Source organism: Halobacillus sp. GSS1 (genome assembly GCF_017307035.1).
Classification (GTDB): domain Bacteria; phylum Bacillota; class Bacilli; order Bacillales; family Halobacillaceae; genus Halobacillus; species Halobacillus litoralis.
On record NZ_JAFLHE010000003.1, the window covers coordinates 229,354 to 251,488 of the forward strand.

Here is a 22,135-nt window from a genome sequence, read left to right on the forward strand (position 1 = left end):
TAAGCGGAGAGGGCTTATTTTTATTGGATAAATTCCCAAAGGTCTATTTATTTGGATAAAATTTGAAACGATTACCCGGCTTTGATCGTATATGTACCCAAACAGTCGGAGGTGTTGGTATGGAAATGGTACTGGAAGTCAAAAACTGCAGTGTCGATATCCAGAAAGAAAGAATATTGAAGGATGTCAGTTTTCATGTGAGAAGAAAAGAAATTGTGGCATTGGTCGGTCATAATGGGGCTGGAAAATCAACATTGATGAAAACGATGATCGGCTCGCGGGATAAACTTTCTGGTACTTTATCTATAACTGGAAATGATCAGGATAAGCACTACAAAGCGTATAAGAGGAATTTTACATACATACCTGAAGAACCGCTTTTGTTCAACGAATTAACTGTCTATCATCATTTTAAACTTTATCAAAAGAGTTATTCGGTTCCTGAAGACGTCTTTGAGAACCGTGTGCGAACTTATACAAAAGGGTTTGAATTGGAGGACAAGCTGGATGAATACCCAGAAGCATTATCCAAAGGGATGAGGCAGAAAGTCCAGACGATTTGTGCTCTCCTCCCTGATGTTCCTGTCTTATTCATAGATGAGCCGTTCATGGGCCTCGATGTTTATGCAGGGCACTTTCTTGAGGAAGAGTTAGTAAGAAAAAAAACTCAGGGAGCCAGTATCGTATTGACCACTCATCAACTGGAAAAGGTGTCTGAACTTGCCGACCGCTATGTCATGCTGGTCGAGGGGGAGGTCTCTTCTTCAGGGGATGTGTCGGAATTTCACGAGTTGGAAAGAAGGTCGACATGATGGAGCCTATGACGACATATTCAGTGTATAAATGGCTGAGAAAGAAAAGAAGGAAGAAGAAGTTCGATCTGTATAAACAGACCTACCATATGATTGTTGATCCCGTCATGGTTTTTTATAGTGGATTGTTCGTCATTTTTTGTTTGTTCATCGGTTATGAGTGGCTGCAACAGTTAATCCCTCTTTTAGATGGAAGGGGGACGTTCATAGGTCCTTACGCTTTCTTTCTTCCTTTTTTGGCAATCATTAGTGCGTCTGTTACTTCTTTTACAGATCCTGGTCTCCGTTTTACATCTTCAGAACTTCAGCTAAGTTTCTTGCCTCACTCAAGAAAGTGGATGCTCACCTATTTGTTTTTAGAAAAGAACATCTTTCAACTCCTGATTATCATGGTTGTCCCTCTACCATTTGCACTTATCTTAATGTCGTGGGAATCTGCCGCTCTATGGTTATCCCTTCTACTTTTAAGTTATCCATTGTCTTTATGGATGCAGTGGAAACTGTTTTCCATGTCTTCCGTTTATAAAATGAGCGTTTTCTTATTCAGCGCAGCTTTGTCCATTTTATTTTTACTGGGCTTTCCTACCCCGTTCCTCTACTTAGGCTTATCCGTGCTGGTTTTAGTAATTATCATACGTAAAGAAGAGGTGGACTGGGGGAGAGTCATTGATATTAATGATGCGCACGTGTGGAATATGTGGTTGGTCGGCTATTTCACTGAGGTGAATATTAAGCCACCAAAAAGATTCGGGATCACCAAGTCGATTTGGAGAAAGAAGAGAGGGCGCCATTATTCTGTACAGCATCTGTATGGACGGATATGGACCGGGTATCTTCAAAAGTCTGCAGATATAATCTGGAAAACGGTCCCGACTGTCTGTTTGATTATTCTTGTAATTCCGCTGAGGGTCGATTGGATGTTAGTGTTTACGCTTCCTATAGCAATTGTTGTTTACCATGAAGTAGCTGGGGGACTTTTTTCTGATGTGGAAAATGTTTTCCATTCCCTGCCGCTGGAGGAGGATAGCTGTAAGAACAGCTATGTGAAATGGGCGTATGTCGGGTTCCTGCCTTTGTTCATCTCCTTTGGCAGTGTCCAAATCCTTCTTGGTGAATCATTGGTGGTGATGGGAATGCAATGGATCGCCATCCTCTTGTTCGTATATGTAGACCTTCGACGGGTGATTAGCGAACGCTTGATGATGGTCCAAAAAGAAAACTTCTACCGTGAAGATTGGAGAAGAGTGGCAGGTTTGATATTCCTGGGGGCCGGTGTCTATCACCCTTTGTTCTTAATCGGAGTTCCGCTTGTTGTTTTAAAGCAGGGAAGATGGATTCGAAAAGCAATCATTTCATAAAAAAGATCCTCTGATTCATAACAGAGGATCAATCCAAGCGGTTATGCTCTGCGAACGCAATAAAAGATTTTTCATCTTCAATTAATCCGCAAGCTCCGCATTGGACTTTTACATGAGGACCTTTGTAGGACATATGAAAAGGGTCCATGTTTTCTGAGGAGTAACCCTCATCTTGTTCACCTGTTCTTGGGTTCATTTTTACAGCTTTCGCTTCCTGTTCGATCAAATTAAAACGAGAACGATTCGTTTTACAGTTGGGACATAGATAAGGCTGCATGTTTGTCCACCTCCATTTTTACGTTTCCCATGTTTTCAAGAATTATGAACAGGCCCCCTAAAAATCAGGGAATGCCCTAATATCCGTTCTGTCCTTTTGAAGGTATGATGATACTAAGATTACGTGTGATTGAGGTGGAATAGGATGAAGGAGACAATGAAAATTCCAGCGGATGAAATCATCCATATGTATGAAACGATGTTATATGATTTATCATATGATCTGCATGAAAGGTATAGTCACCTTTTAACAGGACTGCTCCATCAAATGGACCAGGAGGGAAGCTCATCAAAATCTGCGCTTTTACTAACTCACATCATTGATGATATGAGAAGTAAATCGAATGAGTCCACCCCTCTATCTCTTGCTAAAAGGGGTGTGGTTCCTGCGATAAAGCAATTTAGTAAAGAAATAGAAAATCGTTTTGGTGTAACGGTAAGACTTGTGACTGAAAGAAGCTCATTTTCTATAGATCATCGGATTTTATTCCGGTTGATTCAACAAACCATCCTTTTGATTGTTGAGAATGCAGATACAGATACGATCGACATTCATATGGAAGAGGAGTCGGTAACCTTCCAATTCCTGTCTCCCCATGACCGGATCGAAGTGGATGAAAAGGGTTTTCTGCGTCTTATACAGAAAAGAACAGGTATGGAATTAAAAATCGAACAAAGGTCAGGGCAGTGGTTCTGGATCTATTTCAAGAAGAGGGGGGAATGAGGATGATCTCCATTGTAATCGTGGATGACCATGCCGTCGTCCGTTCTGGATTACGGATGCTTTTGAATGCGGTGGATGACTTTGAAGTCGCAGGTGAAGCTTCAGAAGGGGATGAAGCTTTTGCTCAAGTAGAGGAAAAACATCCGAACGTCGTCTTGATGGATTTGTCGATGCCGCACGGAAAAGACGGTTTATCAGCGACTTCAGAAATAAAGAAACAATTCCCTGATACACATATCCTTATTTTAACGATGCATGATGATGAAGAGTATTTGTTTCGGGCGATTGAACTTGGCGCCTCCGGGTGTATTTTAAAGAATGCCCCTCATGAAGAACTCTTAAAAGCCATCCGCCAAGTAGCGGAAGGGGATGCTTACCTTTATCCATCAGCCACAAAGCGGTTGATGGAAGACTATATGAACACACTGAAAAATGGTAAAACGTCTGACTCTTACCGTTTACTGACGGACAGAGAGCGGGAAGTGTTGGCGTTAGTTGCGAAAGGGTTCGCTAATAAGGATATCGCTGAAAAGCTGGTCATCAGTGTTAAAACGGTCGAAGCTCATAAGGCGCATGTGATGGAAAAATTACAACTTAAAACCCGGCCTGAGTTGGTAGAGTATGCATGGAAGAAAGGGCTGCTTGGATATTCTCTATAAAGGGGCTGAACGTGTGAGGCGATCATTAGAAGAATTATGTGCAAAAGTTTCTGCAGATACAGATGCATCCTTAGTTGCTATTGCCGAGTTTCATTCACCTTCTAAGGGAATCAGGTGGACGTATGCTGATCGCCCGGTAAATGAACGGTATAAGCGAATGAGTGTCATGTACGGGAAAGGGGTAGCAGGCAGGGTATTACAAACAGGCACAGTTTTTAGATGTGAAAATGTTGAAGATCTGCCTCTGCCGCTCAGAGAGTATCCCATTGTATTATCTGAGAGAATTCGTGCTTTTGTAGCCATCCCGGTCATCACCCCTTCTCTTTTTGGCGCCGTTCTTTTCATCGCCTATCGTTCATCCCACCCTTTACCAGACAAGAAGTTGTGTGACCGGTCGGCATCTACTATACAAGCTTATTTTCAAGAAAGGGAGGCGGTGGAATGAAAAAAGAAACGCTCTCACCTATTCTTCCTGGCCGAAAGGAAGGATTTTTGATTGTAAGAGAAGACGGCGTTGTTACGTCTTTCAATGGTCGTTCAGAGGTTTTGTTTCAACGGAGTCAGGAGGAGGCAGTGCTGGAAGATTTGTTTCTCTACCTGTCCCTCGAGGATCTACATAGTTGTGAAAAAGGTGTTCTTCTTGAACATTACATTACCCCTAAGGGGGAGAACCCTTCACCGGTTTTCTTAGTTGTTCACGATTCGGTCGTGTCAGGTATCCGCTATTTTTATATTACAATTCAAAACCTTGCGGAAAGAAGTACCTTTGATCGTGAAAGTTATGAACCATTCAAAGAGCTGCTTGATATTAAGTATGCGTTGGACGAATCTTCCATTGTCGCTCTTACGGACAAAAGGGGAAGAATAAGGCATGTGAACAAGAAATTTTCAGAGATATCGAAGTACGATGTCGAAGAATTAATTGGGCAGGACCACCGTATTTTAAACTCCGGATATCACTCAAAGGGTTTTTTCAAAGAGCTGTGGCGTACAATCGGCACCGGCTCCGTATGGAAAGGGGAAATCCGAAACAAAGCAAAGGACGGATCCTTTTACTGGGTAGATACAACCATTGTTCCTTTTCTGGATGAAAAAGGCAAACCTTATCAATATTTGGCCATACGTAATGAAATCACGGAGCGCAAGCGTGTAGAACAAGAGCTCCAACATATGATGACAAAAATCATTGATGTGCAGGAAAATGAGCGGAAGCATGTATCGAGAGAATTGCATGATGGTATTGGCCAAGAGCTATATAGCCTGCTCATTACTGTTCAAAGGCTTGAAAAAGAATACACGCACCCATTAATTGACCAGATGAATACAGACATCAGTCAATTGATTCAAAATGTAAGGGATATGTCCTGGGAACTCAGGCCGTCCGCTTTGGATGAACTCGGGTTAATGCCGGCATTACGCTCGTTTATTAATCGACTAGAAAAATCATATGGTTTGAATGTGACATTTCAGTCAGACGTCCGCTGCCGGTTATCGCCTGATGTGGAAACAAGTATTTACCGCATCATCCAGGAAGCGCTGACTAATGTAAGGAAATACGCGGATGTAGAGGAAGCGAAGGCTTCAATCAGAGAGGAAAGAGGGGTTCTTTTTATTGAGGTATCGGATGAAGGAAACGGGTTCACGGTTGGGCGCTCCAATAAAGGTGTGGGACTGTTCAGCATGGAAGAAAGAGCTCGAGCCGTCGGAGGCTCACTCTCGATCACATCTGCCGAAAACAATGGAACTACAATCAAAGTGAAAATCCCTTTAGAAGCCTGAGAATAAACCAGGCTTCTTTTTTTATGTCTCTTTCCTTTAATGTTTTTGTATTACGGCTTATTTAAATGAGTTATTCAGCTTTATGGCAGTTTTGTGGAAGACTTAGTTTCGAGACTTTCCAGGGTTCGTTGCCCGGGTTGAGCGTCAGGGTTGGCTGGGAAGCTACTCGCTTTCCCGCGGGAGTCTCGCAGCTTCCCAACCACCCCATTCGATGTATGAGTGAAACGAACACCTTTGCCAAGTTGGAAGGTCTTCTACTATCCAACTGTTAGGGGTGTAAAGCGCTCTGGATCAAGCTTTTCCGTGCTGGGGGAGGTGTTCTATCATCCATTTCTCATAATCAAACGAGCTGACCATATAGTAGTGGTTTCGAGAACCTTCCATGGTAAAGGGGCGGAGAGGAATGGCGAGACTCCTGCGGGAAAAAAAGTGCAGGGTGAGCCCCCACAGGACGCAGTCCGAGGAGGCTCACCGCGCTCCCGCGGAAAGCGAGCTATTCCCCGTAGCCCCCTCCACCCAACAAAAGTCTCGAAACTGAGCCTTCAACTAAAGGGAGCGTTTGTTGAATTCAGTTTTAATAAGCTTAAAAAGATGGAATAGGGGATTTTGCTTTTTAAGATGAGGGGATTCCCCGATATTTTATTTCCCATCCGATCGATACAATAGAACTAGATCAAATGAAGGGAAGAGAGGGGCGGGATGGTTATGAAAAAACAGGAGGATCAAACAGATTTAAAGGGGACCCTTGTGAGTGTTCTGGCCGTTGGGGCCATCATTATAGTCATGTGGGTGAGCATCTACTTTTTATATATCCAGAGGTTATAGGAGGGGAAGGGCATGCATTTACACAAATACGAAAAGATCTGGCTTATTTTCGGAATTACGGCACTCATTATCTTTTTATCTGTCGTTGGCGTAAGCGCCTTCCATCAGGGACATACACCTTCGGGAGGTCATATGAAAATCGATCCCGATAAGGTTTCTGAAACGGCCCCTTTCGATCAGCCGGGGGTGCACGAGAAAGAAGATGGTACCTATGAAGTGGTAATGGTGGGGAAAGCTTTCGGGTACGACCCTGGAAAAATTCAAGTACCTGCAGGGAAAGAGGTCATGTTTACGGTTACAAGTTCAGATGTCGTTCACAGTTTTTCCGTCGTCGGAACAAATGTGAACATGATGGTGGTTCCGGGGGAGATCAACCATAAAAAGCATACGTTCCAAGAGCCTGGTACGTATCTGGTCATTTGTAATGAGTATTGTGGATCCGGCCACCATTTTATGAGTACAGAAATCGAGGTGGTTGAACAATGATAATGGGACAAATAGCAAAGGGAGAACGGAAACTGGCTCTTGCGAACTTAGGTTTCGCTTATGCGGCTTTCTTAATTGGGACACTTTGTGGTCTTCTTCAGGTCTTTATAAGAAATGACGCTCTAACGTTGCCTGGGTGGCTGGATTATTACCAAGTGTTAACGGCTCATGGACTATTGCTTGCTATCGTTTTCACGACATTCTTCATTTTTGCCTTTTTTCAGGCCGGGATGAGTCGATCAATTGGGTCATTCGGTCCTAAAGTCCTTTTTTGGAATTGGATTGGCTTTGTTGTAACGTCATTAGGAACCCTTCTGGTTGTCATCATGGTGATCGGAGGCCAGGCTTCAGTCCTCTATACCTTTTATGCCCCTTTACAGGCTCACGGCCTGTTTTATGTAGGCCTTGCCTTATTTGTCATCGGTACGTGGATCCAGGGGTTTGCTTTAATCGGTCACTACCGGGTATGGAGAAAACAAAATAAAGGAGAACTCAGTCCGTTATTTGCGTTTATGACGGTGGCTACGATTATTCTGTGGGTTATCGCCTGTCTTGGGGTTGTAGCATCTGTTCTCTTTCAGTTTATCCCATGGGCCTTCGGCATGGTGGACGGGATCAACGTCGAATTGAGCCGTTCCTTGTTCTGGTATTTCGGTCATCCACTCGTTTACTTCTGGTTACTTCCTGCGTATATGGCATGGTATGTAATCGTACCGAAAATTCTCGGAACGAAGGTTTTCAGTGATTCGCTTGTACGGTTATCGTTCGTTCTGTTTATTCTTTTCTCAATTCCTGTCGGTTTTCACCATCAGTTGACAGAGCCAGGGATCGCAAGTTTTTGGAAGTTTCTACAAACAGTATTGACGTTTATGGTCATCATTCCTTCTTTGATGACAGCCTTCTCTATGTTTGCCACGTTTGAGTTACGGGGCAGGGAGCTTGGAGGAAAAGGTTTGTTTGGATGGTTCCGGAAGCTACCATGGAAGGATGTTCGGTTCACCTCTATCTTTATCGCCATGGCTTTCTTTATTCCTGGTGGAGCAGGCGGAATCATTAATGCAAGCTTCCAGATGAATGAAGTGATCCACAACACACTATGGGTCGTGGGCCACTTTCATATCACGGTCGGGACACCTGTGGCCATGACCTTCTTTGGTCTGACGTTTTGGTTGATCCCGTACTTGACTGGAAGACGTTTTACGAAAGCTCTTCAAAAGCTCGCTTTTATTCAAATCATTTCATGGTCAGTGGGGATGCTTCTCATGAGTACAGCTCAGCATGTATTGGGGTTGATGGGCGCTCCGAGACGTACCGCCTATACAGGATATGCTCATGATGATGCACTTGCGTGGTTTGATGGTATTTTATCCAATCATGTGACGATGGCTGTCGGTGGATCTATTCTCTTTTTGTCGGCCTCGCTGCTAATATTCATTGTCATTCAATTGTGGTGGGTGGCACCTAAGGCTGACGCTCATCAAGCAGAATCGTTTCCTTTAGCACCCAGCGACGCTACGGCTACACCAAGATTTTTGGAAAACTGGAAGCTTTGGATCGGAATCGCTTTTGTACTCATCGCTGTTGCTTACACGATTCCTTTAGCGGATCTTATCCAACATGCACCACCGGGTTCAGGAAGATTCCAAACCTGGTAGGAGAGGGGGGATACTATGTCATTCGCATTTGCATTTACAGTCGCGTGCATCCCGTTGTTCATTATTGTTAGTACTATTCTTGTAGATTTACAAACGGAGGAATAAAAAGAGAACGTCGTGACTACTCACGGCGTTCTTTTCATTTCCCAGGAAATATGAAATTACGAAGCTACTGGGTGCCGGTCTTCTTTAATGTATCTTGCCTGAATCAGTCGTTTTCTGACGATGATGCCAATCCAGCTGGCAAGAAAAGCTTTAATGAGTCCGACAGCGATAAAAGGATAGACGCCAGCGGCAAGAGCCTGGTTCCAGGTCATATCAAGAACAAACTTTAACTGGATCGTTCCACATATTAACGTAATAATCATACCTGTCACATTCGCAACGATGGCCATAGGTAAGTTAAAGGACGTTTTCTCTAAGATATAACCGGTGAAGAATGCTGTGACAATAAAGCCGAATATGTAACCACCAGTCGGCCCAGCCAGAACTTGAGCACCGCCACTGAATCCTGCGAAAACAGGAAGTCCGACAGCCCCTAAAGCTGCATACCCAACCATCGCAACTGCACCCTGCCTGCTTCCTAGAATGGTAGCTGTGAGCCCGACAGCTAATGTTTGTCCACTGATGGGTACAACCGGAAGAGGGATTTCGATTTGAGCCATAATGGCTGTCAGTGCCGCAAACAATGCTCCGTTTACAATGAATCTCAATTTCTTACTTTCTGGTGACATATTTTACACTCCTTTGTTAACCCTTTATACATATAAGTTAACATAAAACAGGTAAGCATATTAGAAAATTCGAAACATTTTTCTTGAGAATAGGAAAAATGGGGGGAGCATAGGTATTGAGCTTCATTTTTACTTAACTATTCATTGATATAAACGGTCCAAATGTGTCAGAGTTTTTAAACTATCTCTAAGGTGGTACAAAAAAGATTTGAGATGAGGTAGAATAGGGTAATGTAAAATTAACGGAGGTTTTACAATGTTTACAAACAATAAATATATTAATAAAAAAACTGGTTTAAAACTACTAGTCTACTTATTTGTAATCGGTCTTTTTTGGTTGAAAATGAATTATATACAAACAAGCATCTTTTCACTGAATGTGGAGAATTCCAATGAAGCAAACATTCTGGCATTCAATCCACTGAGCAGTATCTTTCTCATCTTTGGACTGGGGATTTTGCTTGCCGGACGTCGGGGGATGTTCTTTTCCTATATCTTAGGCTCCATTCTTTTATACGTAAATGTTCTCTTTTATAGAGAATACAATGATTTCATTACGATCCCGATGTTAAACCAGGTAGCAAACCTCGCGGACCTCGGAGGCAGTATCACGACGATTATGAGTCCGGTCGATGCTTTGCTGTTTGTCGATGTTCTCATTGCAGCTTTTCTATTATTCTACTTGAAACCCTCACGCTTCCAGGTATTCAAGCCAAAGCGCTGGGAGGGTATCGTTCTTGCTATTGTTGCTATTCCTTTGTTCATGATTAACCTGCAGTGGGCAGAGCAGGAACGAACAGATCTCTTAGAGCGTACGTTCGATCGTAATATGCTCGTTAAGTATATTGGTGTCATCAATTACCATGTCTATGATGTGGTGTTGCAGGGTAAAACCGAGATGAAAAAGACGCTGGCGGATAGTAACGAACTTGTACCGGTCATCAACTACTTGAATGAAAATAAATCGGAGGACAGCGATCGTTTGGAAGGTGTCGCAGAAGGTAAAAACGTCATTGTACTTTCTCTTGAAAGTACACAGACCTTCGTTGTCGACAATACGTTGCACGGCGAAGAATTGACTCCTTACTTCAATGACCTGAAAGAAGAAGGAATCTACTTTGATAATTTCTATCACCAAGTGAAGCAGGGACGTACGTCAGACTCTGAGTTTTTACTTGCGAACTCCATGTATCCATTGAACCGCGGCGCGGTTTTCTTCACTCATTCATCGAATGAATATGAAGGACTTCCAGGTTTACTTGGAGAGAATGGTTATTTTACCAACTCCATGCACGCGAATGATAAGACATTCTGGAATCGTAATGTGATGTATGACTCCTTAGGCTACGATGAATATTTTTCCAAGGAAGACTATGTGGTCACCCCGGAAAAATCTCATGGCTGGGGGTATTTGGATGAATACTTCTTCGAAGATTCATTGAGCAAGATGAAAGAAATGGACAAACCTTTCTACTCGAAGTTGATTACGTTGACAAACCATTATCCATTCACTCTTCCTGAGGAACAAAAGCTCATCGAAGAAGGAGAGACGGGCAGTGGTACGTTGAACCGTTACTTCCAAACCATACGTTATCAGGATGAAGCTTTGAAGAAGTTCGTTGAAGAATTCAAGAATTCAGAGCTTTATGATGATACCATCCTCGTCATGTATGGTGACCACTTCGGAATTTCTGAAAATCACCAAAAAGCGATGGGTGAGTACCTGGATAAAGAGATTAACGACTACGAACAATTTCAGTTGCAGCGTGTTCCGATGTTGATTTACGGAAAAGGAATTGACGCTGAGAAAAACCATACGGTTGGTGGTCAAGTTGACCTACGTCCAACATTGACCAATTTGCTGGGAATTCAAGATGATAACCCTATACAATTTGGACACGACCTTCTTGATAAGGATCGCCGTCAATTGATGATCACTCGTGATGGTAACTTTGCAAGCGAAGAATATGTAGGTATTCAAGGAACTTGTTATGATCGTGAGACAGGAGAAGAGCTGGAAGCTGATCTTTGTAATGAAGGGTTTGAGAAGGCCCAGGAGGAATTGGAGATGTCTGATTCCATCATCTATGGTGACTTGCTGCGTTACCTGGATGAAACAGAGATGGTCCAAAGCGAGAGTACTGAACCAAACCAAAATAAACAAGAAAAATAAGCAAAACCCTCTCTCCTTTAAAGGAGAGAGGGTTTTCTATGTGGTGGTACCTATCATGGAGGACAGTGGACTCTAATAAGGCCCTGCTGATCTAATCCAGCTCACTTTTTTTATTCTTAGAGAAAAACGTGTAGAGAATGTAAATGACAAAGAATATGACGACGGCTAATTTCCCCGTTCTGTAACCAATATCCCCTGATATGAAGTCATAAATGAAAAAACCAATTAAAATCAACCCGGCCATGATGAAGATGAATACCTTCCATCTTGAGCTCATCTCTTCCCTTCCCTTCCCTTCCCTTCCCTTCCCTTCCCTTCCCTTCCCTCCTATCTCTTTATTCTGTACCCATCCCTCTGTAAATTAATCCATTTTATGTAAAAATAAACATTGAAAATAAAGCTTGGAGAGAGTGTGGTAATGGGAAGGATCCGGAATTCAGCATAGATAAAGAGCAGACACTTCACAGTGGTCTGCTCTTTTTGTATGCCAGTATTAAAAGATATCCAGCCAGACTTTGATTGTTGTCCCCAAGATCAATAAGGCTAGGACGGTCTGTAGGATCTTTGTATTTACTTTTTTACCAGCCATCGCTCCGAGTGGTGCAGCAATCAAACTTGCCACAACCATAATCGCTGCAGGGAAGTATTCGACCTGCCCTGTCGTCACTTTTCCGACTGTTGCTCCAATGGATGAAATCAACGTAATTGCAAGAGAAGAGGCAATGGTCATTCTTGTCGGTATCTTAAGCACGACAAGCATGATTGGTACTAACAAGAAAGCTCCTGCCGCACCGACAATTCCTGCTCCTACTCCTACGATAAGAGCTAGAATAGCAGCTAGAGATTTGTTAAAGGTGACCTCATCCAACGGCTTGTCATCAATACCTTTTTTCGGTACGAACATCATCACCGTCGCAATTAACGCAAGAATTCCGTAAACAATATTGATGCCGTCCTCAGACATGAACCTTGATCCATATCCACCTATAAAGCTGCCGATCAAAATACTGACACCCATATATATAATGAGCGTTTTGTTCAGGTATCCGCCTTTACGGTAGGCCCATACACCACCAATGGTTGCGAAAAAGACCTGCACAGCACTGATGCCGGATACTTCATGGGCAGTGAAAGCTGTAAAGCCTACAAGAGGCGGAATATAAAGAAGCATGGGATATTTGATGATGGAACCGCCGATTCCGAGCATTCCGGATATATAAGAACCTATGAAGCCGATAAGAAAGATCGTAATGATTAGTCCGAATTCCATAGTCTGTCAACCTCCTATAAAAAAGGGAACCGCTTCAGGTTCCCTTTATTCCATAATGTTTTTAATCAGGTGAATCCTGATTATTCTCCTTTTTTAATCCAGAACTTGAATACGCCATTGTCTTCTTCTGTTTGTAGAAGTTCATGGCCACCGGACTTCGCCCATGCGGTCAAGTCTGCTTTTGCTCCTTGGTCTGTTGCGTGGATTTCAAGAACTTCTCCAGCTTCGATGTCTTTCATCGCTTTCTTTGTTTTCACGATTGGCATTGGGCAAGCCAGTCCTTTTGCATCAAGTGTTTTTGTTACGTTCATAATTGAATACCTCCAAATGTTAAATGATTGATTAGGGAGAGCCCGCATTCCCCGGGCTCATGAGTTTTTATCTTACGGCACAACGGTTTGGGCCGATTTCCATTTCACGCTGTTCTTCATTGTCCGGGCTGATTTTACCCATGTTTGTTTCACGGATTTCCTGATAAGCATTCGGTTGAGGTGGCAGATTCTCTGTCACCATTTTTCTGAACTCCTCTTGATCATCGATGTTCAAGCCGTGGTTCTTTTCAAAAAGAGTACCCAGCTTTTCAGCGACGGTACCGTCTTCGTTCAACTCATCCATGATCATGAAGTGAGCAGGAAGGACGATCAGCTCGTCAGAAAGCTCTTTATATCGTGTATAAAGGGTTTCTCTCAAATCCATCACCCAATCATCGGCCTTACCAGCAAGGTCTGGACGTCCGATAGAGTCGATGAACAGGATGTCGCCTGTCATCAAGTATTGATCATCCACGACGAAAGAAGTCGATCCTTTCGTATGGCCGGGAGAATACAACGCATGAATATCGATGTTCGTATTTCCTACAGTGACATGGTCTCCATCACGAAGTGGTTGGTAATCGAATGTCACTTCACCAGCATCTTCTGGAGGCAGCCAGTACGTCGCACCTGTTTGTTCAGCGATTTTGCGTCCACCGGAAATGTGATCGGCGTGCAGGTGCGTATCGAAGACGTTAGTGATTTTCACGCCAAGTTCTTTAGCGAAATCAACATAAACATCTGTCATTCTTGTAGAGTCGATGATTGCTGCTTCCCCGTTAGATACAACCATGTAGGAAAGGCAGCCTTTACCGATACGTACGAACTGATATAGCTCGCCGCCATCTTTAAGGTCATTGACTTTGATCGGCTCCAAGTGCTCACTCCAGGCTTTCATTCCGCCTTCTACGGAGTAAACATTTTTGAATCCTTCTTCTACAAGCATTTCAGCAACCATTTGGGATGATCCGCCTTTGGCACAAACGACTGCAATCTCTTGATCTTTTGGCAGTTGATCTGCGATTTCTTCGACACCATCAAGGAGATCGAAATAAGGAACGTTCAAGTAAGAAAAGTTGTCGCCTTCGATTTTCCAGTCTTGGTACGCATCTTCTGTTCGTACATCAAGAAGGAATAGCTCTTCATTGTTCAACACTTTATTAGTGATTTCTTTTACCGTCATGTTTTTAACAGCCATCTTATTACCTCCTAGGGTATTAATTTTAGTAAAAAAATATAGAATTAAAGCTTCGTCGTTTCGCCATCCCAGCCACTCATGCCTGGAACAACATTGTAAACATTCTCAAAACCTTTTGCTGTCAGCTTTTGTGCAGCAAGATCACTACGGGTTCCGGTGCGGCAAACGATATAAACGTTTTTCGTACGATCCAGTTCGTCTGCACGCTTCTCAAGTTCACCAAGTGGAATAGATGTTGCTTCAGGGATATGCCCAAAAGCATATTCAGCAGATTCGCGCACATCTAAGACAAGGACGTCATCGTTTTTGCGAAGTGCATTCAAATCTTCATTATTTACAACATGCGGGTGTTTTTTTTCTTGCTCTTCTTCGCTGCTTGATTTGCGGACATAGTGCTTGAGCACGTCTCCCTCTTCGATCGTACCCAAGTACTGATGACCTGCACTTTTCGCCCATGCTTCAAGATCTGCTTTAGATCCTTTATCAGTGGCTTGAATTTCAAGGACCTGCCCAGCATCAATGTCCTTCATGGTTTTCTTTGTCTTCACAATTGGCATGGGACATGCTAATCCTTTGGCATCTAACGTAAGATCTGTTTTCAGTTCCATTCTTACATTCCTCCTCTACCCTTATAGGGGGATTTATTTCGTTGGACCTTCCCAGCTCATCATGCCGCCTTCCATGTTCGTCACATCGAATCCTTTATCTTCAAGAATTTGTGATGCACGGCCACTGCGGCCACCGGAACGACAAACCATGATATAAGATTTATCCTTATCCAATTCATCTGCGCGCTCTTCGACAGTCCCTAGAGCGATGTGTTTCGCACCAGGAATCATTCCTTCAGCGACTTCCTCGTCTTCACGGACATCGATAATGTTTAGTTCTTTACCTTCAGATAGTTTTTGTTCTACTTCTTTAGCAGTCATTGTTTTCATAAATGATACCTCCTAATTAGATAAACAGGTTAACATTGCCGTCTTCTGCATCTGCAAGGTAGGCAGCAACGCCTGCGTATTGAATGTCATCAAGCAATTCTTCTTTTTGCAATCCTAGTAGGTCCATCGTCATTGTACATGCGACCAAGTTGATTTCCTGTTCTTGAGCCATATCAATAAGATCAGGCAATGGCATCGCATTGTGTTTTTTCATAACGTCTTTGATCATCTTAGGACCGAATCCAGCGAAATTCATCTTGGAAATGCCCATCTTATCTGCTCCACGCGGCATCATTTTACCAAACATTTTCTCCATGAAGCCTTTTTTCACTTGAATGTTTTCATCCTTACGTAGAGCATTCAGCCCCCAGAATGTGTGGAAAATCGTAACTTCGTGATCGTAGGCGGCTGCTCCGTTTGCAATGATATAGGCAGCCATTGCTTTATCATAATCCCCGCTGAATAAAATAATATTCGTCTTTTTTGTTTCAGACATGTTTCATCCTCCTAATAGTATATAGTTATACGTGTATGGGTATATTTTATTGTAAAAAAATTTATCTGCTTTTGACAAGCAACTGAACAGCTTCGTTAATCGAAGCTTCTTTGTTTTCCTGATCGTCAGCATCCTGGATGCACTCCACAAGGTTGGAGCTTACCACGAGCCCGATCGCACGGTCAATCGCGCTTCTGGAAGCGGAAAGCTGCGTAATGACATCTTTGCAGTCTTTATTTTCTTCCATCATTTTCAAAACGCCTCGCAACTGACCTTCTAGACGTTTCACTCTGTTCTTCATTGCGTCATTGTATTCCATCGAATTGACCTCCCTTGTGAAGTTTTTTTCTGTCGCTGTTGAACAGTACATGACTAATAATATACCCCGTTAGGTATAATGTCAACACCCCGTCACGTATTTTTTGGATAAGGGGCCATACCCCGTGTAAAGCTAAGGGGGGAGGTGAAGAATATGGAGATGTGGATGGATACACTCAAAGTGATTGGAAGGATATTGACCATCTTGCCCTTACTTTTAGGGGTCGGCTTGTTCATGGGGAAACGATCGATTGGAGAATTGCCTGTCTTCGATTTTTTAGTTGTGCTTGTTTTAGGTTCTGTGGTCGGGGCAGATATTGCCGATCCAAAGATTAATCATATACATACGGTTACAGCAATTATTGCCATTGCGCTTTTACAAAAGTTCGTTGTATGGCTGAAGCTTCGGAACAGGCAAATAGGAAAGATGCTGACGTTTGAGCCGACAATTGTGGTTTTTGAAGGGGAAATGGTGGAAGAGAACATCTCCCGTATCCATTATTCTCTTGATAACATAACTCACATGCTCAGAGAACAGAAAGTATTTGCTCTGAATAGTGTCGAGCTTGGAATCATCGAACCGAATGGACAGCTATCCGTTAAACTGAAAAACGCTAATGAAGCCGTGACTCGTGCAGATATGGGTTTTTCATATAGGGGTGGGGGTTATGATATCCCTCTAATTATGGATGGTCAACTGCAACCAGACCTTTTAACTCGAACAGGGCGGGACATGGAGTGGTTACATACGAACCTGGGTACCCACAATGTATCGGATGTCTTTTATGGTGCGCTTACGAGCCAGGGGGAATTCCATTTCACATTAAAGGATAAACAGACAGAGCCTTTACCTCCCATAGAACATTGATAGATTTTGGTAAGAAGGTTAAACGGAATCCTTGTTAATTAAAATTAAGAAAGAGCCGCTATAATTAGCAGCTCTTTTAGATGGTTAAACGCTTTGATCCATGCATTTTTTCAGTCGGTCTTCAATGTCACTTGCCATCTCTTGGATATTATCATCCTCAACCATTTGAGTAAGAGAGGTAGGTTTAGGCATACCGATTTTCGTTTTGCTTCCATCTTCATAGACAACCATCTTACACGGGAGGAAATAGCCAGCCATAATGTTTTCATTTAACACGCGCTGCGCCTCTTTAGGGTTACAGACTTCCAAGATTTTAAATTCTTTTTCAAATTCCAGTCCTTTTTCATGAAGCTTATCTTTGATGTCAAAGTTCCATAACACGCCAAACTTTGCTTCTTTCAAATTAGCCTCAAGACTTTCGATCGCTTCATCCATACCTTTGTCCGTTTCTACCGTATAGTGAAACATGAAATACCTCCTTGAAAATAAGTTCTCCTTATCCATACCCATTAAGGTATGAAATTAATCATCAGATCGGAGTGCTTTTTCCTCTATGAGGAAGAGGGGGAAAACAGGTTTTTGAATTTAAAACTACTGGAGCATCCACAGGTAGTCTTTTGAATTGTGTATGGAAGTTCCTTATATTAAAATGGGTACATTAGAGAGAGGACGTGAATCACATGACAAAAGACATCAAATTGATTGCTCTGGACTTAGATGGCACCACCGTCAATCATGAAGGAAAAGTATCCGAGGCAAATAAGGAAGCTATAAAAAAAGCGAAGGAAAAAGGCATCCACGTTGTATTGAGTACAGGAAGATCTTTATCCCGATGCCGTAAAATCGCTGAAGACCTCGGTCGTTCTTCCTATATCGTTACGATTAATGGTGGAGAGATTTATGATCACGAGTTTAACCTCGTCGAACGAAATGAGCTCGAACATAAACATGTGGAGCGTCTATGGGAATTGAAGAAAGAGCATGGACTCTATTTTTGGTCCTCAACCGTGCAAGGCTTGTACAATAGCCAAAATCCATTCGACCAGGAGATTGTAGATTACGATTGGTTGAAGTTCGGCTTTGATATACAAGATGATGAAGTAAGACAAGTCATTCTCGATGAAGTCAATGCGAATGAAAACCTGGAAGTCACAAACTCCAGTCCGACTAACATAGAAATCAATCCTGTAGGTGTAAATAAAGCAGCGGCTCTCATGAAAGTCTGCCAGTGGCTTGATTTAGATATGGATCAGGTGATGGCTGTAGGCGACAGCATGAACGATATCGCAATGATTCGCGAAGCAGGTTTCGGCGTTGCGATGGGGAATGCCCAGGAGCCAGTGAAAAAAGAAGCAGACTTTGTAACAGCGTCTAATAAAGAAGACGGCGTCGCTTTTGCCATTGAAAAAGTCATAGACTAACTTAAAAGAACCAGTCCAAACCGGGCTGGTTCTTTTTTATCTACTGTTCCATTAAAGCTCCCTTTAGTGGAAGACTCGGTTTCGAGACTTTTGTTGAGTGGATGGGGGCTGCGGGGAATAGCTCGCTTTCCGCGGGAGCGCGGTGAGCCTCCTCGGACTGCGTCCTGTGGGGTCTCACCAAGCACTCTTTTCCCGCAGGAGTCTCGCCATTCCCCTCCGCCCCCTTGCCAAGGAAGATGCTCGAAACCACTACCAAAAGGTCAGCTCTTATAATTATGGGAAGTGGGTTATAGAACACCTCCATAACACTTAAAAGCTTAATCCACAGCGGTTTATACCTCTAACAGTTGGATAGTGAAAGACCCTCCAACTTGGTTCATGGGTTCGTTTCTCCCTTACACTGAAAGGGGTGGTTGGGAAGCTGCGAGACTCCCGCGGGAATGGATTGGCTGGCGAGACCCCGCAGTGCGTAGCACGAGGAGGCTTGCCGTCATCCCCGCAGGAAAGCGAGTAGCTTCCCAGCCACCCCTGGCGTACAATCCAGGTAACGAACCCTGGAAAGTCTCGAAACTGAGTCTTCAAGAAACCTGCCATTTAGTTTAATATCCAATTTTCGCATTGTGATGGATGGTTATAGTCATGGACTATGTCGAAATCCTTCTAAATACATAAAAATGTAAGCGTTTTCTGTTTGTGGCAGGAATGGGAGGAGTAAAGAGAGAATTACATCCATTAGCGAAGAATGCTCAGGGAGGAAGATTATGAAGGCATCATACATAACAGAAGAACATGAAATACTCCGTCAGTCTTTACGGAAGTTTTTAGAAAAAGAAGCTTATCCTTATTACGATGATTGGGAAAAGGCAGGGGAAGTTCCCCGGGATTTCTGGAGAAAGCTTGGAGAACAGGGATACCTATGTCCTTGGCTCGATGAGGAATATGGCGGTTTTGGAGCAGACTTCGGCTATTCAGTTGTCATCAACGAAGAGATGGAAAAGGTAGGGACGGGATTGATTGGAGTTGGTTTACACAACGATATAGTCGTTCCTTATTTGGAAGCTTATGGAACAGAAGAACAGAAGAAAAAATGGCTGCCAAAATGTACAACAGGAGAATGTATTACCGCAATCGCGATGACAGAACCGGGGGCAGGATCGGACCTTGCTTCAATAAAGACGACAGCTATAGAAGGCGACAAGGGGTTTACGATGAATGGGGAAAAAACGTTCATTACGAATGGAATTCACGCGGATTTGGTAGTGGTGGTGTGTAAAACGGATCCCCATGCATCTCCAGCGTATAAGGGGATTAGTCTGATGGTCGTTGAGAGAGGCACTTCCGGTTTTTCCCGAGGGAGGAAGCTCGACAAGATCGGCCTGAACAGCCAGGATACTTCAGAATTGATTTTTGAAGATGCAGCCGTTTCCAAGGATAACCTTCTGGGTAAAAAAGGCGAAGGTTTCTATTATTTAATGAACCAGCTGCAACAGGAGCGCTTGATCGTAGGTATTGGTGCCATTGCGGCATGTGAACGGATGCTTGAGTTGACGGTTGATTATGTGAAGGAGCGCAAAGCTTTTGGGAAGTCCATTGCCTCTTTTCAAAATACTCAATTCAAACTCGCGGAACTACAAACGGAAGTGGAAATCGGGAGGGCATTCCTGGACCGTACGATTGAGGCTCACATGAATGGTGAGGACGTTGTGAAAGAAGTGTCGATGTCCAAGTGGTGGACGACCGACCTGGTAAAAAAGGTAGCAATGGAATGTATGCACCTTCACGGTGGATATGGATATATGGAAGAGTATGAAATTGCGAGAAGGTTCCGTGATGCACCAGTCACGGCGATTTATGCGGGATCCAATGAAATTATGAAAACAATTATCGCCAAAAAGATGGGCTTAATATAGGAGGGAAATTTATGAATGAAGTAGTCATCGTAGAAGCAGTAAGAACCCCTGTGGGTAAAAGAAATGGAGGTCTCAGCGAAATTAGGCCGGATATTCTCTTAGCAGATGTACTAAAGGAACTGGTCGAACGGGCTTCCCTCGACCCTATAGAGGTGGAAGATGTTATCGCTGGCTGTGTGAGTCAGGTGGGGGAGCAGGCAGGGGATATTGCTAGGATTGCTGCCTTGACTGCTGGATTCCCAATGGAAGTGCCTGGAGTAACACTCGATCGGCAATGTGGATCGAGTCAACAGGCGATCCATTTCGCTTCACAAGCGATTGCGTGTGGGGACATGGATGTCGTCATTGCAGGCGGCGTGGAAAGCATGTCACGAGTGCCGATGTTCTCAAACATGCAAGGGACATCTTTCAACGAACGGTTGACGTCAAAGTACGAGATGATTAATCAAGGTCATTCAGCAGAAAGAATTGCAGACAAGTGGCAGTTGAGTAAGAAAGAGCTTGATGCTTATGCAGCGGAAAGTCATCGTAGGGCGCTAATGGCCATCGATGAAGGCCGGTTTGAAAAAGAAATCATGCCTGTGACCACGGCTGGTTCCAGGGTAATCAAATCAGATGAAGGGCCAAGAGCAGGTACGTCAGTTGAAACCCTCGCCACTCTGAAAACCGTTTTTCAGGAAAACGGAAAAATCACCGCAGGAAATGCGAGTCAAATTAGTGATGGAGCTGCAGCTGTGCTTTTAATGTCACGGAAGAAAGCAGAAGAACTGGGGGTGAAGCCTCGCTTTCGTATTGTCTCGAGAGCTGTCGTCGGTTCCGACCCGACATTAATGCTGACAGGTCCGGTTCCTGCTACATATAAAGCTTTACAAAAAGCCGGGCTGAGTCTTGAAGATATCGATCTTTTTGAAGTGAATGAAGCCTTTGCCCCTGTGCCTATGTTTTGGATGAAAGAGACGGGGGTGTCACATGAAAAGCTGAATGTGAATGGTGGAGCCATTGCGCTTGGTCACCCGTTAGGTGCTACCGGAGCCAAGCTTATGACCACCCTCGTTCATGAATTAGAAAGGACAGCAGGTAAGTACGGGCTGCTTGCCATCTGTGAAGGACACGGAATGGCGAACGGCACGGTAATTGAAAGGCTGGAGGGATAGCGATGGATTCTAAAAATGTGGTAGCCATTGTGACAGGCGGGGCATCAGGGCTCGGAGAAGCGACGGTAAGGAAGATTGCAAGAAATGGCGGGAAAGTGGTGATTGCAGACCAAAACACAGACAAAGGCGAGGTACTTGCAGAAGAATTAGGCTCTTCTGTATTCTTTGCCAAAGTGGATGTTACCTCCGCTGATGAAATTGAGCACATGCTCCAAGCGGCTGCCGAAATCTTTGGTCAGGTAAACACCGTCATCAACTGCGCTGGCATCGTAACAGGTGAAAAAGTGGTTGGAAGAAATGGGCCGCACCGACTGGAGTCTTTTTCTAAAATCATTGAAGTGAATCTGATTGGTACATTCAATGTTATCCGTCTGGCTGCTGAAAAAATGCAGAAAAATGAGCCAAATGAATATGGAGAACGTGGAGTCATCATTAACACCGCTTCCATTGCGGCTTATGAAGGTCAAATCGGTCAGGCGGCTTATAGTGCGTCTAAAGGTGGCGTCGCCGCGATGACGATGCCGCTCTCAAGGGAACTTGCCCGTCACGGCATCCGTGTAATGGCTATTGCACCAGGGTTGTTTGAAACTCCAATGTTTGAACAGCTCCCTGAAGAAGCGCGGAGTGCCCTGGGTAAAGCTACACCGTTCCCTTCTCGATTAGGAAAGCCTTATGAGTATGCGAAGTTAGCTTTAAGCATCTTAGATAACCCGATGCTTAATGGGGAGGTGATCCGTCTAGACGGAGCGATTCGATTACAACCCAAGTAA

Annotated in this window: 26 protein-coding genes; 15 read left to right on the forward strand and 11 right to left on the reverse strand. The window is 43.7% G+C overall.

The genetic code is table 11. The features are described from left to right. Nucleotides 1–119: 119 nt before the first annotated feature. Together J0K78_RS09560 and J0K78_RS09565 are read left to right on the forward strand one after the other, a co-directional pair. On the forward strand, nt 120–812 hold the full coding sequence (locus tag J0K78_RS09560; RefSeq protein WP_206946469.1) for an ABC transporter ATP-binding protein: 693 nt from the start codon (nt 120–122) through the stop codon (nt 810–812). Then, nucleotides 809–2,170 carry a hypothetical protein gene (locus J0K78_RS09565; RefSeq protein WP_206946471.1) on the forward strand — a complete coding sequence of 454 codons (1,362 nt, stop codon included), beginning with the start codon at nt 809–811 and terminating at the stop codon, nt 2,168–2,170. The genes J0K78_RS09560 and J0K78_RS09565 overlap by 4 nt, the downstream gene beginning before the upstream one ends. A gap of 28 nt (nt 2,171–2,198) precedes the next feature. Here J0K78_RS09565 and J0K78_RS09570 read toward each other — a convergent pair whose 3' ends face one another. Beyond that, nucleotides 2,199–2,447: a DNA alkylation repair protein gene (locus J0K78_RS09570; protein WP_206946473.1), complete on the reverse strand. Its 249-nt coding sequence runs from the start codon at nt 2,445–2,447 to the stop codon at nt 2,199–2,201. A 144-nt stretch (nt 2,448–2,591) separates the two neighbouring features. Between J0K78_RS09570 and J0K78_RS09575 the strand changes: the two genes are divergently transcribed. The 7 genes from J0K78_RS09575 to J0K78_RS09605 all read left to right on the forward strand — a co-directional run bounded on the left by J0K78_RS09575 (nt 2,592) and on the right by J0K78_RS09605 (nt 8,574). Then, on the forward strand, nt 2,592–3,170 hold the full coding sequence (locus J0K78_RS09575) for a hypothetical protein (protein WP_206946475.1): 579 nt from the start codon (nt 2,592–2,594) through the stop codon (nt 3,168–3,170). Nucleotides 3,171–3,172: 2 nt separating this feature from the next. After that, nucleotides 3,173–3,829, forward strand: coding sequence for a response regulator transcription factor (locus J0K78_RS09580; RefSeq protein ID WP_160910639.1), 657 nt, complete (start codon nt 3,173–3,175; stop codon nt 3,827–3,829). Between the two features lie 13 nt (nt 3,830–3,842). After that, nucleotides 3,843–4,274, forward strand: coding sequence for a GAF domain-containing protein (locus J0K78_RS09585; RefSeq protein ID WP_160910640.1), 432 nt, complete (start codon nt 3,843–3,845; stop codon nt 4,272–4,274). After that, on the forward strand, nt 4,271–5,608 hold the full coding sequence (locus J0K78_RS09590; protein ID WP_206946477.1) for a PAS domain-containing sensor histidine kinase: 1,338 nt from the start codon (nt 4,271–4,273) through the stop codon (nt 5,606–5,608). The genes J0K78_RS09585 and J0K78_RS09590 overlap by 4 nt, the downstream gene beginning before the upstream one ends. A gap of 705 nt (nt 5,609–6,313) precedes the next feature. Next, nucleotides 6,314–6,433, forward strand: a complete 120-nt coding sequence (locus J0K78_RS09595) for a cytochrome C oxidase subunit II (RefSeq protein ID WP_206946479.1) — start codon at nt 6,314–6,316, stop codon at nt 6,431–6,433. Nucleotides 6,434–6,445: 12 nt separating this feature from the next. Continuing rightward, on the forward strand, nt 6,446–6,919 hold the full coding sequence (locus J0K78_RS09600) for a cytochrome c oxidase subunit II (protein ID WP_160910643.1): 474 nt from the start codon (nt 6,446–6,448) through the stop codon (nt 6,917–6,919). Continuing rightward, the gene (locus J0K78_RS09605; protein ID WP_206946481.1) at nt 6,916–8,574 is read left to right on the forward strand and encodes a b(o/a)3-type cytochrome-c oxidase subunit 1; all 1,659 of its coding nucleotides are present in this window, start codon (nt 6,916–6,918) and stop codon (nt 8,572–8,574) included. The genes J0K78_RS09600 and J0K78_RS09605 overlap by 4 nt, the downstream gene beginning before the upstream one ends. A 161-nt stretch (nt 8,575–8,735) precedes the next feature. Here the strand turns inward: J0K78_RS09605 and J0K78_RS09610 are convergent, their stop codons facing one another. Next, nucleotides 8,736–9,308 (reverse strand): biotin transporter BioY, encoded by a 573-nt coding sequence (locus tag J0K78_RS09610; RefSeq protein WP_206946483.1) that lies wholly within the window; start codon nt 9,306–9,308, stop codon nt 8,736–8,738. A gap of 256 nt (nt 9,309–9,564) precedes the next feature. Here J0K78_RS09610 and J0K78_RS09615 point away from each other — a divergent pair, with 256 nt between their 5' ends. Then, complete coding sequence (locus tag J0K78_RS09615; protein ID WP_206946485.1) at nt 9,565–11,481, forward strand: LTA synthase family protein; 1,917 nt, start codon at nt 9,565–9,567, stop codon at nt 11,479–11,481. Nucleotides 11,482–11,572: 91 nt separating this feature from the next. Here J0K78_RS09615 and J0K78_RS09620 read toward each other — a convergent pair whose 3' ends face one another. The 8 genes from J0K78_RS09620 to J0K78_RS09655 all read right to left on the reverse strand — a co-directional run bounded on the left by J0K78_RS09620 (nt 11,573) and on the right by J0K78_RS09655 (nt 16,013). Then, nucleotides 11,573–11,758, reverse strand: coding sequence for a hypothetical protein (locus J0K78_RS09620; protein ID WP_206946487.1), 186 nt, complete (start codon nt 11,756–11,758; stop codon nt 11,573–11,575). 216 nt (nt 11,759–11,974) lie between these two features. Continuing rightward, nucleotides 11,975–12,751, reverse strand: coding sequence for a sulfite exporter TauE/SafE family protein (locus tag J0K78_RS09625; protein ID WP_206946488.1), 777 nt, complete (start codon nt 12,749–12,751; stop codon nt 11,975–11,977). A gap of 80 nt (nt 12,752–12,831) precedes the next feature. Continuing rightward, nucleotides 12,832–13,062 carry a sulfurtransferase TusA family protein gene (locus J0K78_RS09630; protein WP_160910648.1) on the reverse strand — a complete coding sequence of 77 codons (231 nt, stop codon included), beginning with the start codon at nt 13,060–13,062 and terminating at the stop codon, nt 12,832–12,834. Between the two features lie 67 nt (nt 13,063–13,129). Then, nucleotides 13,130–14,260 carry an MBL fold metallo-hydrolase gene (locus tag J0K78_RS09635; protein WP_206946490.1) on the reverse strand — a complete coding sequence of 377 codons (1,131 nt, stop codon included), beginning with the start codon at nt 14,258–14,260 and terminating at the stop codon, nt 13,130–13,132. 44 nt (nt 14,261–14,304) lie between these two features. Next, complete coding sequence (locus J0K78_RS09640) at nt 14,305–14,868, reverse strand: sulfurtransferase TusA family protein (protein ID WP_206946492.1); 564 nt, start codon at nt 14,866–14,868, stop codon at nt 14,305–14,307. A gap of 33 nt (nt 14,869–14,901) precedes the next feature. Continuing rightward, nucleotides 14,902–15,198 carry a rhodanese-like domain-containing protein gene (locus J0K78_RS09645; protein ID WP_206946494.1) on the reverse strand — a complete coding sequence of 99 codons (297 nt, stop codon included), beginning with the start codon at nt 15,196–15,198 and terminating at the stop codon, nt 14,902–14,904. Nucleotides 15,199–15,214: 16 nt separating this feature from the next. Beyond that, nucleotides 15,215–15,694, reverse strand: a complete 480-nt coding sequence (locus J0K78_RS09650; protein WP_146814832.1) for a DsrE/DsrF/DrsH-like family protein — start codon at nt 15,692–15,694, stop codon at nt 15,215–15,217. Between the two features lie 61 nt (nt 15,695–15,755). Continuing rightward, nucleotides 15,756–16,013 carry a metal-sensitive transcriptional regulator gene (locus tag J0K78_RS09655; protein ID WP_160910653.1) on the reverse strand — a complete coding sequence of 86 codons (258 nt, stop codon included), beginning with the start codon at nt 16,011–16,013 and terminating at the stop codon, nt 15,756–15,758. Between the two features lie 153 nt (nt 16,014–16,166). On the opposite strand from J0K78_RS09655, the gene J0K78_RS09660 reads away from it, so the two are divergent. Then, nucleotides 16,167–16,880 carry a DUF421 domain-containing protein gene (locus tag J0K78_RS09660; protein ID WP_242517806.1) on the forward strand — a complete coding sequence of 238 codons (714 nt, stop codon included), beginning with the start codon at nt 16,167–16,169 and terminating at the stop codon, nt 16,878–16,880. Nucleotides 16,881–16,964: 84 nt separating this feature from the next. Here J0K78_RS09660 and J0K78_RS09665 read toward each other — a convergent pair whose 3' ends face one another. Further along, complete coding sequence (locus J0K78_RS09665; RefSeq protein ID WP_206946496.1) at nt 16,965–17,348, reverse strand: DUF302 domain-containing protein; 384 nt, start codon at nt 17,346–17,348, stop codon at nt 16,965–16,967. Between the two features lie 212 nt (nt 17,349–17,560). Here J0K78_RS09665 and J0K78_RS09670 point away from each other — a divergent pair, with 212 nt between their 5' ends. The 4 genes from J0K78_RS09670 (at nt 17,561) to J0K78_RS09685 (ending at nt 22,135) form a co-directional block, all read left to right on the forward strand. Then, entirely contained in the window at nt 17,561–18,301 is a 741-nt protein-coding gene (locus tag J0K78_RS09670) for a Cof-type HAD-IIB family hydrolase (protein ID WP_206946498.1), read from the forward strand. Nucleotides 18,302–19,062: 761 nt separating this feature from the next. Then, nucleotides 19,063–20,211: an acyl-CoA dehydrogenase family protein gene (locus J0K78_RS09675; protein WP_206946500.1), complete on the forward strand. Its 1,149-nt coding sequence runs from the start codon at nt 19,063–19,065 to the stop codon at nt 20,209–20,211. An 11-nt stretch (nt 20,212–20,222) separates the two neighbouring features. Then, nucleotides 20,223–21,365, forward strand: a complete 1,143-nt coding sequence (locus J0K78_RS09680) for a thiolase family protein (protein ID WP_206946502.1) — start codon at nt 20,223–20,225, stop codon at nt 21,363–21,365. 2 nt (nt 21,366–21,367) lie between these two features. Beyond that, nucleotides 21,368–22,135: a 3-hydroxyacyl-CoA dehydrogenase gene (locus J0K78_RS09685; RefSeq protein WP_206946504.1), complete on the forward strand. Its 768-nt coding sequence runs from the start codon at nt 21,368–21,370 to the stop codon at nt 22,133–22,135.